This is a genomic window from Clostridium sp. SGI.024, assembly GCF_050315195.1.
Lineage (GTDB): Bacteria > Bacillota > Clostridia > Clostridiales > Clostridiaceae > Clostridium.
The window spans coordinates 1-11,799 of record NZ_JBNPON010000079.1 but is presented as its reverse complement, the minus strand read 5'-3'; the positions used below and the strand labels follow the sequence as shown (position 1 = coordinate 11,799).

Annotated in this window: 19 protein-coding genes and 1 pseudogene; 13 read left to right on the top strand and 7 right to left on the bottom strand. The window is 26.2% G+C overall.

What is annotated here, in order from left to right:
• From ACQRD5_RS15370 to ACQRD5_RS15350, 5 genes and pseudogenes are all read left to right on the top strand, one after another.
• A pseudogene (locus ACQRD5_RS15370) lies at window positions 1–269 on the top strand (hypothetical protein); the annotation flags it as partial.
• 35 nt (window positions 270–304) lie between these two features.
• Entirely contained in the window at window positions 305–568 is a 264-nt protein-coding gene (locus ACQRD5_RS15365; protein ID WP_291630717.1) for a hypothetical protein, read from the top strand.
• 232 nt (window positions 569–800) lie between these two features.
• The gene (locus ACQRD5_RS15360) at window positions 801–1,025 is read left to right on the top strand and encodes a hypothetical protein (RefSeq protein WP_291630718.1); all 225 of its coding nucleotides are present in this window, start codon (window positions 801–803) and stop codon (window positions 1,023–1,025) included.
• A gap of 27 nt (window positions 1,026–1,052) precedes the next feature.
• Window positions 1,053–1,259, top strand: coding sequence for a DUF5808 domain-containing protein (locus ACQRD5_RS15355; protein WP_291630719.1), 207 nt, complete (start codon window positions 1,053–1,055; stop codon window positions 1,257–1,259).
• A gap of 224 nt (window positions 1,260–1,483) precedes the next feature.
• Complete coding sequence (locus ACQRD5_RS15350; protein WP_291630721.1) at window positions 1,484–1,831, top strand: TIGR04076 family protein; 348 nt, start codon at window positions 1,484–1,486, stop codon at window positions 1,829–1,831.
• A 106-nt stretch (window positions 1,832–1,937) separates the two neighbouring features.
• Here the strand turns inward: ACQRD5_RS15350 and ACQRD5_RS15345 are convergent, their stop codons facing one another.
• Both ACQRD5_RS15345 and ACQRD5_RS15340 read right to left on the bottom strand, forming a co-directional pair.
• Complete coding sequence (locus ACQRD5_RS15345) at window positions 1,938–2,318, bottom strand: DUF4363 family protein (protein WP_291630723.1); 381 nt, start codon at window positions 2,316–2,318, stop codon at window positions 1,938–1,940.
• Entirely contained in the window at window positions 2,318–3,013 is a 696-nt protein-coding gene (locus tag ACQRD5_RS15340; protein WP_291630724.1) for a DUF421 domain-containing protein, read from the bottom strand. The genes ACQRD5_RS15345 and ACQRD5_RS15340 overlap by 1 nt, the downstream gene beginning before the upstream one ends.
• A 235-nt stretch (window positions 3,014–3,248) precedes the next feature.
• Between ACQRD5_RS15340 and ACQRD5_RS15335 the strand changes: the two genes are divergently transcribed.
• From ACQRD5_RS15335 to sdaAA, 5 genes are all read left to right on the top strand, one after another.
• Window positions 3,249–4,913, top strand: coding sequence for a nucleoside kinase (locus ACQRD5_RS15335; RefSeq protein ID WP_291630727.1), 1,665 nt, complete (start codon window positions 3,249–3,251; stop codon window positions 4,911–4,913).
• Between the two features lie 188 nt (window positions 4,914–5,101).
• Complete coding sequence (locus ACQRD5_RS15330) at window positions 5,102–5,233, top strand: hypothetical protein (RefSeq protein WP_308780275.1); 132 nt, start codon at window positions 5,102–5,104, stop codon at window positions 5,231–5,233.
• Window positions 5,234–5,327: 94 nt separating this feature from the next.
• Window positions 5,328–5,966, top strand: coding sequence for a hypothetical protein (locus ACQRD5_RS15325; RefSeq protein WP_308780276.1), 639 nt, complete (start codon window positions 5,328–5,330; stop codon window positions 5,964–5,966).
• Window positions 5,967–6,036: 70 nt separating this feature from the next.
• The gene (gene sdaAB / locus ACQRD5_RS15320) at window positions 6,037–6,717 is read left to right on the top strand and encodes an L-serine ammonia-lyase, iron-sulfur-dependent subunit beta (RefSeq protein ID WP_294169358.1); all 681 of its coding nucleotides are present in this window, start codon (window positions 6,037–6,039) and stop codon (window positions 6,715–6,717) included.
• Window position 6,718: 1 nt separating this feature from the next.
• Window positions 6,719–7,600: an L-serine ammonia-lyase, iron-sulfur-dependent, subunit alpha gene (sdaAA, locus tag ACQRD5_RS15315; protein ID WP_308780277.1), complete on the top strand. Its 882-nt coding sequence runs from the start codon at window positions 6,719–6,721 to the stop codon at window positions 7,598–7,600.
• 169 nt (window positions 7,601–7,769) lie between these two features.
• On the opposite strand, the gene ACQRD5_RS15310 is transcribed toward sdaAA, so the two are convergent.
• The 3 genes from ACQRD5_RS15310 to ACQRD5_RS15300 all read right to left on the bottom strand — a co-directional run bounded on the left by ACQRD5_RS15310 (window position 7,770) and on the right by ACQRD5_RS15300 (window position 9,064).
• The gene (locus tag ACQRD5_RS15310) at window positions 7,770–8,078 is read right to left on the bottom strand and encodes a hypothetical protein (RefSeq protein WP_294187364.1); all 309 of its coding nucleotides are present in this window, start codon (window positions 8,076–8,078) and stop codon (window positions 7,770–7,772) included.
• Window positions 8,079–8,136: 58 nt separating this feature from the next.
• Window positions 8,137–8,430 (bottom strand): hypothetical protein, encoded by a 294-nt coding sequence (locus tag ACQRD5_RS15305; RefSeq protein WP_294169656.1) that lies wholly within the window; start codon window positions 8,428–8,430, stop codon window positions 8,137–8,139.
• A gap of 298 nt (window positions 8,431–8,728) precedes the next feature.
• Window positions 8,729–9,064: a hypothetical protein gene (locus tag ACQRD5_RS15300; RefSeq protein WP_291630734.1), complete on the bottom strand. Its 336-nt coding sequence runs from the start codon at window positions 9,062–9,064 to the stop codon at window positions 8,729–8,731.
• A 314-nt stretch (window positions 9,065–9,378) separates the two neighbouring features.
• Here ACQRD5_RS15300 and ACQRD5_RS15295 point away from each other — a divergent pair, with 314 nt between their 5' ends.
• Window positions 9,379–9,867: a hypothetical protein gene (locus tag ACQRD5_RS15295; protein WP_291630736.1), complete on the top strand. Its 489-nt coding sequence runs from the start codon at window positions 9,379–9,381 to the stop codon at window positions 9,865–9,867.
• Between the two features lie 12 nt (window positions 9,868–9,879).
• Here ACQRD5_RS15295 and ACQRD5_RS15290 read toward each other — a convergent pair whose 3' ends face one another.
• Together ACQRD5_RS15290 and ACQRD5_RS15285 are read right to left on the bottom strand one after the other, a co-directional pair.
• A complete protein-coding gene (locus tag ACQRD5_RS15290; protein WP_291630738.1) occupies window positions 9,880–10,332 on the bottom strand; it encodes a GNAT family N-acetyltransferase in 453 nt (150 codons plus the stop codon).
• Window positions 10,333–10,428: 96 nt separating this feature from the next.
• Window positions 10,429–10,785 carry a winged helix-turn-helix transcriptional regulator gene (locus tag ACQRD5_RS15285; protein WP_291630739.1) on the bottom strand — a complete coding sequence of 119 codons (357 nt, stop codon included), beginning with the start codon at window positions 10,783–10,785 and terminating at the stop codon, window positions 10,429–10,431.
• 164 nt (window positions 10,786–10,949) lie between these two features.
• Here ACQRD5_RS15285 and ACQRD5_RS15280 point away from each other — a divergent pair, with 164 nt between their 5' ends.
• Window positions 10,950–11,555 carry an FMN-dependent NADH-azoreductase gene (locus tag ACQRD5_RS15280; protein ID WP_291630740.1) on the top strand — a complete coding sequence of 202 codons (606 nt, stop codon included), beginning with the start codon at window positions 10,950–10,952 and terminating at the stop codon, window positions 11,553–11,555.
• Window positions 11,556–11,641: 86 nt separating this feature from the next.
• Window positions 11,642–11,799: DUF1540 domain-containing protein (locus ACQRD5_RS15275; protein WP_291630742.1), on the top strand; the 158-nt coding region annotated here is incomplete at its 3' end.

Below are 11,799 nucleotides of genomic sequence, written 5' to 3'. Positions count from 1 at the left end.
ATATACATTTAAAGGGGAAAATTATGAAGATAGCAGTTATTCAGGCAAGCTCTCAAAAAGATAAAAATAGTATTATATATGATAACTTAATAAAAGTTGTAAAAGATAAAGGGAATGAAGTTATTAATTTTGGTGTATTTAATGATGAAATAATTCCTAAAATTGATGTAAATTTTATGAAAAAAGTTATTAATAGAAGAAATGTTTTTGACTATGTAATGAAATATGGACAAGATATTGAACTGATGAAGTTACTACAAGAATACTAACTTTTAATAAATTAATTTATTGGGTGGTTAGAGTGATGAAAACAATATTTAAAGTTTTTCTAATAGGTACTATAACAACTATATTTAGAATTATAGGACAACTATTTATTCCAGCAGGAAGTCAAAATGTTTTGTTACCAAGTATTTTTGTTAAGAATGGAACTATGTCATTGGCATTTTCAATATATGGTGCTTGTCATTTAGAAAATATAAAACTTAATTGTTTAGGAGAATTATATGTGGTATGGATTTTTATTTATCATTGTAGGCTTAATATGTATATTTTTACAAAAAACTAATTGGCATAAGGAATATATAATAAAACATAACTTTTCAGAATTAGATAATTTCTTAGGATTTATAAGAAATGTTATAGGAGTTATCTTTATAGTAATAGGTATTGTTGTCTTGATTATATAGGCAATAAATTAATAGAGTTTTACTAAATAAAAGCACTGGAAGGTTTATGAAATTCATAATGAAATAACTGTTTTCGTAGATTAGAGTGAAATTACAATTAAGAAGATGTGAATGAAAGATATAATAGAAAGGAAAGTTGAAATGGATATAAATATTTTTGCAATAATATTAATTTTATTAGTTATATTTATGATATTTAACATTGTATATTATATTCCTAATAAATTAAAGGAACAGGAAGAGAAGCAGGCACTGTATATTAAAGAATTGTATATTAGATTAAATAGACTTGAAAGTAAAATAGATGAAATAATAAATATTGAAAGTAAAAGATAGTGAGAACTTATTATAGAGGTGAAGTCTATGAATAAAAATAATGATTCTAAGCATTGGAAGTTAGGAATATTTTATTATAACCCAGATGATCCATCTGAATCTGTGGAGAGAAGAAATGGTATGGGTAGTACAATTAATTTTGCAAGTAAAACAGGTAGACTAATATTTGCATTTATATTTATACCTCCTATTATGATAATGCTAGTATTTATTATTGTTATGCTTTTAAAATAATGATGTAATCTGAAATTAAATAAGTATTAATAAATTTAAAGGATAGATTGTAGGTAATGAGGTACTAATAATGAAAATGTACACTAACAAACAGTTCTAAAGCTGTATTAAGTATGACATAAGTGATCTATGGAAATTGAATAGTTCTGCGTTGGTAAAATATGTTATAATGGATTTGTAATACTATAAAGTGTGATTGATAAATTAGAATTTGGAGGTTAATCATGAAAAAGTGGTATGATGAGGAGTACGAATTTGAAATTGAGGTAACAGGGTTTCTTCGCAGTGACCATACAGAACGTTACTGCAGAAATGGTGAAGAAGTAGGGGACAAGTATACCTGCACCTATGGTTGTCCTGTAAATAAAGATGGACAGGGGATTTGCTCCAAAGTAATGATGATTATGTTCCCAATTATGGAGGCTGTCAGAAGTGGTGGAGATTTAGAGAACATAGGTGGTGATAGTAAATATAGCAAGGATATTGTATGTCCAGATTGTTGTGTTATGTTCAGGCTAACGGCAAAAAAACTTGGAAATGAGAATTTTTACAAGGGAAAGTTTTTTGATTAGGTTTGATTTTATTGTGCTAAGTGTATAAAGATAAAGAAAGAGAAAAATAATGTTGTGGTGACTTGGAGCCTGAGACAGAACAAGCAACATTATTTTTCTCTTTCATTTATAGCAGATTTTTGAAATTTGGAGTTTGTAAATCTCTTAAATGTTCAGCTGTTGCTCTTACTGAATGCAGTGTTGCTAAAGATTCAGCTCTATCTTGCCCTTCAATGTAGAGAGATAGCTTTAAAGCATCATTTTTTAATAAATCATAATCTACATGATTTAAATATATAGCAGGGACATCAGCCTCATCTTTTATTAAGTTAATTAAAGCTACAGCATCATCATAAGCGTTATCTTCATCATAAGAATCTAAATAATCTTCTATAATATCACATCTATAAATAACTTCATTACATAGCTTTACAAATTTATTATTTAGGAAAAATAGGCCTACAATTAAAGCTATAAAAAGAAATACAGATATATAAGTATTCTTCATCAATTTTCCTCCTTATTATGAAGTTGATAGATAAATCGACCATTTGTATCAGTCATTGCAATTAACACATCTTTAATTGAATTAATTTTATGTTTTTTTAATTCATTTATTATCCAGTCATCACCTTTAGTAGAAGAGGTTAAAGAATTTCTATTAAACTCTCCATCTAAAATATATATGATTGGTAATCTAGGCTTTTGATTGCTTGAATTATTTGAGCCATTAGAATTATCACTAGAAGAATTACTATTTTTATTGGAAGTAAGAAAGGACATTTGTCCGTTATTTTCTAATATTCCATATTCTATTTCACTTAAATCAAAATAACCTGCAAGACGTATTTCTTCCATAAGCTCATCTAAGTTAATTTGTTGTTTTTTTAATGCATCAAACTTTATCTTTCCTCTAGCAATTAAAATACAAGGTTCTCCTTCAAGTATTTTTCTTGCTTTTTGGCTTTTAAGCTGCAATATAGAAAGTAAGGTTTTTATAAATAGTAGAGTTACTATTGGTATAACTCCTAAAATTAATGGGAGTCTAGTATCTTGCATCGGAAGAGCTGCTAAATCTGAAATCATAATTGTAATTACAAATTCATAAGGCTGAAGTTCTCCAATTTGTCTTTTTCCCATTAATCTTATTACAAAAATAACTAAACCATATAAAAATACAGTTCTTAATAATACTATAAACATATAACCACCTCGTATAAATATTATTTGTTTTATGCTGTTTTTTATACAGTAGTAAATTACAAAAAATTACTAAGATTATATAAAAAAATATATTTATAGCTCAAAATAAGAAGAGAAATTTTTACTTTTTTGATAGTTTATAAAATATCTATGGAGTAATTTTACTTAATGGGTATATAATATTAATTGAGGACTAGAAAAAGTGGTAACTTAAATAGATATTATGGAGGTTAAAATGAAAAAAATAAAAATAATTTACGATAATCATGAATATGAAGTAGATGAAGGTATTAGTTATAGAGTATTTTTAAAGGATTATTTAAATATTAATCCTTATGATATAGCATTATGTAGATTAAATGGGGAATATTATGAACTTTTTAAACCTGTAAATGAAGATGGAAACTTAGAGCTTGTATATTTATGTAGTACAAAAAGTTCAATAGGATATAAAATTTATAATAGAACATTACAGTTTATTTTTATTAAAGCTTCTTTAGATTTATTTCCAAACTCAGTTATAACTATAGAACATAGTATAGGTGAGGGAGTATTTGGAGAGATTCATAAAGAAGAAATTTTAAATGAAGAAGATTTAAAAAGAATTAAAGAAAGAATGATAGAACTTATAAACAGTGATATTCCTATTAATAAAATAAAAATGAAAAGGGAAGAGGCTATTGAAATCTTTAATGGGTATGGAATGGAAGATAAGGTTGAATTACTTAATCATGTATCCTTTGAAGAGGTAAGCTTATATGAATTAGATGGAAGATATGATTATTTCTATGGCCAAATGGCATTTTCAACAGGTGTAATAAAGGCTTTTGATTTAATATATTATGATCCTGGCTTTGTATTAATGTCACCAAAGAAAGAAAATTTAGAAGAGATTTCAGAGTTTAAGGAGAATAGAAAGCTTTCTCAAATTTTCATGGAAAGTGAAAAATGGTTAAATATTATTGGGGTTGGGGAAGTAGGATCTTTAAATACTAAGGTAGAAAATCATGAGCTTAGAGATTTAATTATGGTTTCTGAAGCTCTTCATGAAAAGAAAATAGCACAAATTGCAGATATGATAAGTGAAAGAAAAGAAACTAAAGTGGTATTAATTGCTGGACCAAGTTCCTCAGGAAAAACTACTTTTGCAAATAGATTATCTATTCAACTTAGAGTTAATGGATATATACCAATTCCTATATCATTAGATGATTACTTTGTAGATAGAGAGCATACACCAAAAGATGAAAATGGTGAATATGATTTTGAAAGTATATATTCCTTAGATTTAGAATTATTTAATTCACATTTAAGTAGCTTGTTAAATGGAGAAGAAGTAGAAATACCAAGTTTCAATTTTAGAACAGGCGCTAGAGAATGGTCAGGCAAGAATCTTAAATTACCTAATAACGGTATAATCTTAATTGAAGGTATTCATGGCTTAAATCCAATTTTAACAAAATCTATTTCAGATAAACAAAAGTTTAAAATATATATTTCAGCATTAACTCAATTAAATCTTGATAATCATAATAGAATTGCAACTACTGACATAAGAAGAGTTAGAAGAATAGTTAGAGATTATTTATCAAGAGGGTATGGTGCTGAAGAAACATTAAAAATGTGGCCATCTATAAAAAGAGGAGAATCAAAAAATATCTTTGTTTTCCAAGAAGAAGCAGATGTTATGTTTAATTCAACATTGGTATATGAATTATGCGTATTAAAAAAATATGCACTGCAAGAGTTAGATAAAATAAAGCCAGAAAGTAAAGTTTACTTATTAGCAACTCGCCTTAAAGCATTTTTAGGGTTCTTTAAAGAAATTGATAAGGATTTAGTACCAACTAATAGCATATTAAGAGAATTTATTGGTGGTAGTGATTTTTATAAGTACTAAATATAAATTATTAAAAATAAAAAGATAATATATAATTATAAAGTGAAAAAGCTATTATTTATCAAGTAAGTTTGAAAATAGTAGCTTTTTATTATTTCTTAGAGTATAAAGTGTTTTGGGATTTTAAGGAAAATATGCTAATATAAAAGTACATATAAAATATATTTAAAATATTTGAAGGAGAAGTTATGAGACTAAAGAATGACTATGGAAGGGAGTTTATACTTTTAGATGAAGAAAGTTTAATTTACAGAAGAAAATTTAGAAAGATAATTATAAAAAGAAATATAAATTATATTTTATTGGGAATTCTCAATTAACTAAAATATATAATACAAGCTTAAATGAACTTTTTAATTAATATTGTTTTGTTCATAAAATGATTAATTTTTATATATTTAGAAAGGAATTAATATGAAATTTAAAGATGATTATGGAAAAGATATATTAATTTTAGATGAAGAAAATTTAATTTATAAGAATTTTTTTAGAAAGATTGTTATTAAAAGATCAGATATTAGAAGTGTATTTTACGATGAAGAGATATTGGGTATATTAACTTATAGCGGAAAAATATATTCATTAGTTATTAGAAAATTATTATTTAGTGAAAGAAAAAGATTAGAGGAATTAAGATTAGAGGTTAGTAAAGAAAATATATTATTTGATTATACTAACTCATTAAATAGCGAAATGTATCTACTATTTATAGTATTTTTTAATATTATTAACATTATGATTATTCGACCTAATTATAGCATTATAATAAAATTATTTTTATTAATATTAATAATTTTTCTCATTGTTTTAATAAGAAAATTAGAAAAGACCATTATATATAATATTGATAAAGAAGAGATTGAAATTTTCACTTGGAAAACTACTCTTAAGTATAAAAAGTATGAAATAGATAAAATTAAAGTTATGAAGGTGAATAATACTATAAATTCTATTGTTTTTAAGAAAAATAAAAATAATTTTAAATTATATTTTAGAGAAAATCCATATTTAATTAAAATCTACAATACAAGCTTAACTAAACTTTTTAATTAATATAGATATTTATTTCACCTCACTATATAATATTGATAGCAAAAATTATTTATACTGAAGGAGAAAAAGCATGAGTGGCATGGGTGTTTTTGATATATTAGGGCCAATAATGATTGGTCCTTCATCATCACATACTGCAGGAGCAGCTAGACTTGGAAAAGTAGCAAGAACTATAGCAGGTGATGAAGTGGGTGAAGTAACTTTTTTATTACATGGATCTTTTGGAAAAACATATAAAGGACATGGAACAGATAGAGCATTAGTTGCAGGAATAATGGGAATGGATCCATCAGATGATAGATTAAGAGATTCTCTTGAAATTGCAAAAGAAAAGGGAATAAAAATAACTTTTAAGGATGTAGATTTAGGAGATTATCACCCTAATACAGTTAAGTTTTTAATGAAGCTTAAGAATGGTAAAGAGTGTGAAATTGTAGGTTCATCAATTGGTGGTGGAAACATTGAAATAAATGAAATTAATGGAAATGAAGTTAAATTTACTGGAACATATTCTACAATAATAACCTCTCATAAAGATATTCCAGGTACTGTAGCAAAGGTAACTAATATTCTATATGATAGTAAGGTTAATATAGCTTTCCTAACATTAGGAAGAAGTCAAAAAGGTAAAAATGCTACTATGACATTTGAAGTAGATAGTGAAATTTCTAATGATTTAATAGAAGAAATTAGAAAAGTAGAAGGAATTGAAAAAGTAATACTTATTAATAAGATAGAGGACGGTGAATAGTTTGGACATAGCAAGATCAGGAGAAGAGCTTATTAAAATATGTGAAAAAAATTCTATTTCTTTAAGTGAATATGCTATTAGAAGAGAAATGGAAGATAGAGATGTATCAAGAGAAAAAGTTTTATCAAAAATGCATAAAACACTAGAAGCAATGAGAAGTGGAGCAACAGAAGCAAGAGAAAAAGAAGTTTATTCTGTTAGTGGGCTTATAGGTGGAGATGCATATAAGCTTCAAGAATACTTAAAAAGTGGAAAAAGCTTAACTGGAGATACTATGATTTTAGCTATGGCAATGGCATTATCATCATCAGAAGTAAATGCATCTATGGGAAGAATAGTAGCTTGTCCAACAGCTGGCTCTTGTGGAATATTACCAGCAGTAATATTAACAGCTGGAGAAAGTCTTGGGAAAACTGATGATGAATTAGTAATGGCATTATTTGCATCAGCAGCAGTTGGAATGATAATTGGAAGAAATGCTACATTTGCAGGAGCTGAAGGAGGGTGTCAAGCGGAATGTGGGTCAGCAGCAGCAATGGCATCAGCAGCAGTAGTTGAGATGATGGGAGGAACTCCTAAGATGTCTTTAGATGCAGCTGCAATAGTATTTAAGAATATATTAGGACTAGTATGTGATCCAGTTGCAGGCTTAGTTGAAATTCCTTGTGCAAAAAGGAATTCATCAGGAGCAATAAGTGCTTTATGTACAGCAGATTTAGTTATGGCGGGAGTAGAATCAAAGATACCATTTGATGATGCTTTATCTGCAATGTATAAAGTAGGAAGAAGCCTTCCTCCAGAATTAAGAGAAACAGCACTTGGTGGAGTTGCTGTAACAAAAGCTGGATTAGAGCTAAGAAAAAAAGTATTTGGAGACAACTAAGATAGGTAATAGTGATTAAGTAAGAAGTAAGAGTTAAGGTAAAGTAAAAGTTAGTAAGTAAGAAGTAAGAGTAAATGTAGTTTTACTGTGTAAAACAAAATTATAAAAGTTAAATTATTTGAATTAAAAAGTCCAGCAAGTGTTTTGCTGGGCTTTAGTTAGCAATATTTTAAGATTTTATTTTTAGTTTTTTAACATATAGCTTATTTAAAGATAAATAAATCATATTTGAAATGAAAATTAAAAATGAATTCCATATAAATAAAATTGAAAGTAATTGAAATTCAGATTTAGTTGAGTTGAAAATAAAAGATAAAATTATAAGGTGAATTACACTTAGAGAAACAGATGTTATTAGTGAATATATTATTTTGTTTGAAGTAAATTCTTTTAGAACAAAGCCAGTAACTAATCCTAAAATAATAGGAATAATAAAATATAAAATAGGAACGATATTTAAAATTCCTTCTTTATACATTAATAAAACCTCCTAATTTTAATTTGTAATTTAAAGAATTAAGGATAGAAGATAAATTCTAACCACCACCATGATATGTTGTAATATATATAAATCCTATTCTTGTTGTTTTATATGCTAGCATATTATTTCCAGTAGCTTTATGAATTGGAGCAGGGTTAAAGCTAAAAAATCTAATTCCTTTGTTATCGTCATTTTTACTTAATTCTTTTATTTCTGTAGTAAATGCAAGTTTAGGATGACCAGTTAAAAATAGATGTGTTCTTAAAGATAAACTAGGAGTAACATGTAATATAATGAATAGTAATATTATAAACAATAAAAGTCGTGGTATTGTTATTAATTTTTTCAAAACTCTATACTCCTTTCTTATATTTATATACTTATCAATAATATAATAGGGAGTAAATTATATTTAATTGATAATAGATTAAGATTGATTTTGGATTTTATTAAACTTTATGAAATACTTACTATGAAAAATTGTATATATAGCAACTATATAAGAATAAATGGCATTTCCTATATAGGGTTGAGAGCCATATTTACTTACTTGATGCTTATAGCACAAGTTGTACCTATTATAGAAAGCACTTTTTCATACGTTTGTTTCTTACTCCATGTATTTTTTACTTTTTCCATAGTGCCTCCTAGATATTTGAATCAACTAATTTTATTTTTCTTGATTTTACGAAAGTTAATATGTAGAAAATAAATAAATACAAATAACCTAAAATTGAATATATTGCCCAAAGTGAGCCTTTTTGTAATTGTATAAATAAATATTCAAATTCATTTATACCTTGAGTTCTTTCAATACCATTTAAAATACCTATTAATGGAATGGTAATAGCAAATAGTATAGCTAAGATAGAAAATGTTTTATTATTATTTTGTTTAAAAGCAATAAGCGCAATTGTTAAAGATGATATTAAAAATAAGTAATAAATTGCCCAAAACCAATTAGGCATACTCTCAAAAAACACTTTTTATATCCACCTCCATGTATTTAATATCTAATTAAAGAAATTTAGCTTGTATTACTAATTGTTTCACTCATAAAACTCTCATTTTTTTACTTAATTATTTTATATTTATATCCTAGTGTAATTAATACATAATTATAGTTACAAGAAGTATAAAGAATATAAAAGTATAATAAATTAAATAAAGCATAATACGCATATGAAATAAATATAATGTATATGTTTAATTATAACATAATTTACCAAATATATACTATAATTAATTTATAATTTCATTTTGTAATGCATTATTTACTAAGATGGAGGAATTGGATATGACTTTAAAAAAACTAATTAAGATATTAATATTTGGTGTTATATTAATACCTATATTATTAGTAATGTATTTTATTAATAGTTTTATTTTTCATGAAAAAGGAGAAGTTCTAAAATCTACTTCTTTTAAGGAATATAATAATTATATAAAGAAAGAGTATCAGGATGTTAAAGCATTAGATACGTATTATCGATTTGGAAGGATTACTTTTGACTTTAAAGTAAAAGAACTGAATGATGAGGAATTTTATAAAATAATTAAAGAAACAAAAAAATTTGTTATGGAAATAAATAAAGATGAATTTGCATATACTCAAGCTACTTTAAGAGTGACATTTAAATGTGATAGTTATTTTTATGAGTTTGAAAGCCCTCACTGGATACAACATTCAGATGGAGATATAGCACTTCCGAGTACAGAAAATAATTATGAAGTTTGGTATAAAACAGTTAATGGTGAGGGCAATGAAAAGTTAACCTTAAATTAATTTAAAAACATATTATAAGGTTATAGAATATATACGAGAACTATCTCCCCATGGATGATATCCTGTACCAATATATTTGAATCCATATTTTTCATAATATCCTATATGGTCTGTGCACAGGTATAAGTTAGAAAATCCTCCTACCTTGGCATCTTGCTTTGCTTGCTCTAAAAGAAAAGAAGCATATCTATTTCCTCTATATTCTTTATCAATGTATAAAGCACAAAACCAAGGGTATAAATCCATACGGCTAATAAAATCATTTGTAATAAGACCTGCACAACCGATTATTTTAGTATTTTCAATTAATAAATACCATTGAGGCAATGGATTAGAAGTAGTAATACAATTTCTTATGCAGTCATCATAAACATTCATACTATTTTCAGATGCCCATTTACTTTGAAAATATTTAATTGCTTCCTCTAGATATTCTGGTGATTTTTTTATTGATATAATCTGCATATTCTTCACATCTTTCTATTATTAAATATTTTTACTAAATTTAATAATAAAAAAGGTTAAACAGAGTAACCTTAATTATTTCATCAATTTTACATTCTACATTTCCTCTATGTATTCTTCACCATAATCATGCATGGACTCTAAAACAGGAATAATTTTACTTCCTATTTCAGTTAATCCATATTCAACCTTTGGAGGTACTTCTGGATAAACTGTTCTATAAATTAGATTATCTTCTTCTAAGCTTCTAAGTTGGTTTGTTAACATTTTTTGTGTTACATTTGGTAATTTTCTTTTTAAATCACTAAAGCGTAAAGGTCCATTAACTAAATACCAAAGTATAAGTATTTTCCATTTACCAGAAATAAGTTTATGAACTAAAATCATTGGACATACTTCGTGACTATCTTTATTTAAATAACAATCTTTATGATCTATTGAAAATTTCTCCATTAAATATCACCTCTAAAATTAATTTTTAATTGATAATGGGTATCAATTTATATACTATGTATAAAAAAAGTGTCTACTTGTTAAATATTTATATTTAAATTATTATATAACTTATATTATATCAAATAGATAAAAATAACAAAAGTGTCTAATGGAGGATGAAAATGAGTAAATTATTATATATTAAAGCAAATATAAAACCAGAAGGTCAATCAAGAACATTTCAAGTAGCAGATGGATTCATCGAAGAATATAAGAGATTAAATCCAAATGATGAGGTAATAGTTAGAGATTTATATAATGAAAACATAGATTTCTTAAGAGCAGAAGATTTAGGAGCACTTTTTGGAGAAAAGAATGCAGAAAGCAGGAATCATCCTATATTAAAATATGCTTATGAAATGGCTGAAGCTGATAAGGTTGTTGTTGCAACACCAATGTGGAATTTAGGAGTACCAGCAATAGTTAAAGCTTACTTTGACTATGTAAGTATTGGAGGAATAACATTTAAATATACAGAAAATGGTCCAGTTGGAATAGCTAAGGCTACTAAGGCATTAATAGTTTCAGGTAGAGGTGGAAATTATTCTAGTGGAGTAGCTGCAGAATTTGAAATGGGAGAAAGATATTTAAGAACTATTCTTTCATTCTTTGGTGTAAAAGAAGTTAAGAGTATAGCAGCTGAGAATCTTGATGTAGTAGGAATGGATGTTGAAAAAATACTTTCAGATACTATTACAAAAGCTAAGGAAATCGCAAAAGATTTTTAGTGGATAAAAGTTACATTTAGTGAAAAACATCTTATGAATAGTATGTGATTTAAAGCAAATACTAACTTAGTAAGGTGGTGATTTTAGTGACTAAGAATCCAAATATTAAATGTACAGTTTCACAATGTAAATACAATGATAATGTTGAAAAATATTGCACATTATCAGTGATTGAAGTTGGAACACATGAACAAAATCCAACTCAAGTACAATGTACAGATTGTAATTCTTTTGTTCTAAAATA

Coding starts and splice junctions, on each gene's coding strand:
- ACQRD5_RS15335 (WP_291630727.1), top strand. CDS start 3,249: ATGAAAAAAATAAAAATAATTTACGATAATCATGAATATGAAGTAGAT.
- ACQRD5_RS15295 (WP_291630736.1), top strand. CDS start 9,379: ATGACTTTAAAAAAACTAATTAAGATATTAATATTTGGTGTTATATTA.
- ACQRD5_RS15350 (WP_291630721.1), top strand. CDS start 1,484: ATGAAAAAGTGGTATGATGAGGAGTACGAATTTGAAATTGAGGTAACA.
- ACQRD5_RS15310 (WP_294187364.1), bottom strand. CDS start 8,078: ATGTATAAAGAAGGAATTTTAAATATCGTTCCTATTTTATATTTTATT.
- ACQRD5_RS15280 (WP_291630740.1), top strand. CDS start 10,950: ATGAGTAAATTATTATATATTAAAGCAAATATAAAACCAGAAGGTCAA.
- ACQRD5_RS15365 (WP_291630717.1), top strand. CDS start 305: ATGAAAACAATATTTAAAGTTTTTCTAATAGGTACTATAACAACTATA.
- ACQRD5_RS15325 (WP_308780276.1), top strand. CDS start 5,328: ATGAAATTTAAAGATGATTATGGAAAAGATATATTAATTTTAGATGAA.
- ACQRD5_RS15290 (WP_291630738.1), bottom strand. CDS start 10,332: ATGCAGATTATATCAATAAAAAAATCACCAGAATATCTAGAGGAAGCA.
- ACQRD5_RS15330 (WP_308780275.1), top strand. CDS start 5,102: ATGAGACTAAAGAATGACTATGGAAGGGAGTTTATACTTTTAGATGAA.
- ACQRD5_RS15340 (WP_291630724.1), bottom strand. CDS start 3,013: ATGTTTATAGTATTATTAAGAACTGTATTTTTATATGGTTTAGTTATT.
- ACQRD5_RS15355 (WP_291630719.1), top strand. CDS start 1,053: ATGAATAAAAATAATGATTCTAAGCATTGGAAGTTAGGAATATTTTAT.
- ACQRD5_RS15360 (WP_291630718.1), top strand. CDS start 801: ATGAAAGATATAATAGAAAGGAAAGTTGAAATGGATATAAATATTTTT.
- sdaAB (WP_294169358.1), top strand. CDS start 6,037: ATGAGTGGCATGGGTGTTTTTGATATATTAGGGCCAATAATGATTGGT.
- ACQRD5_RS15285 (WP_291630739.1), bottom strand. CDS start 10,785: ATGGAGAAATTTTCAATAGATCATAAAGATTGTTATTTAAATAAAGAT.
- ACQRD5_RS15345 (WP_291630723.1), bottom strand. CDS start 2,318: ATGAAGAATACTTATATATCTGTATTTCTTTTTATAGCTTTAATTGTA.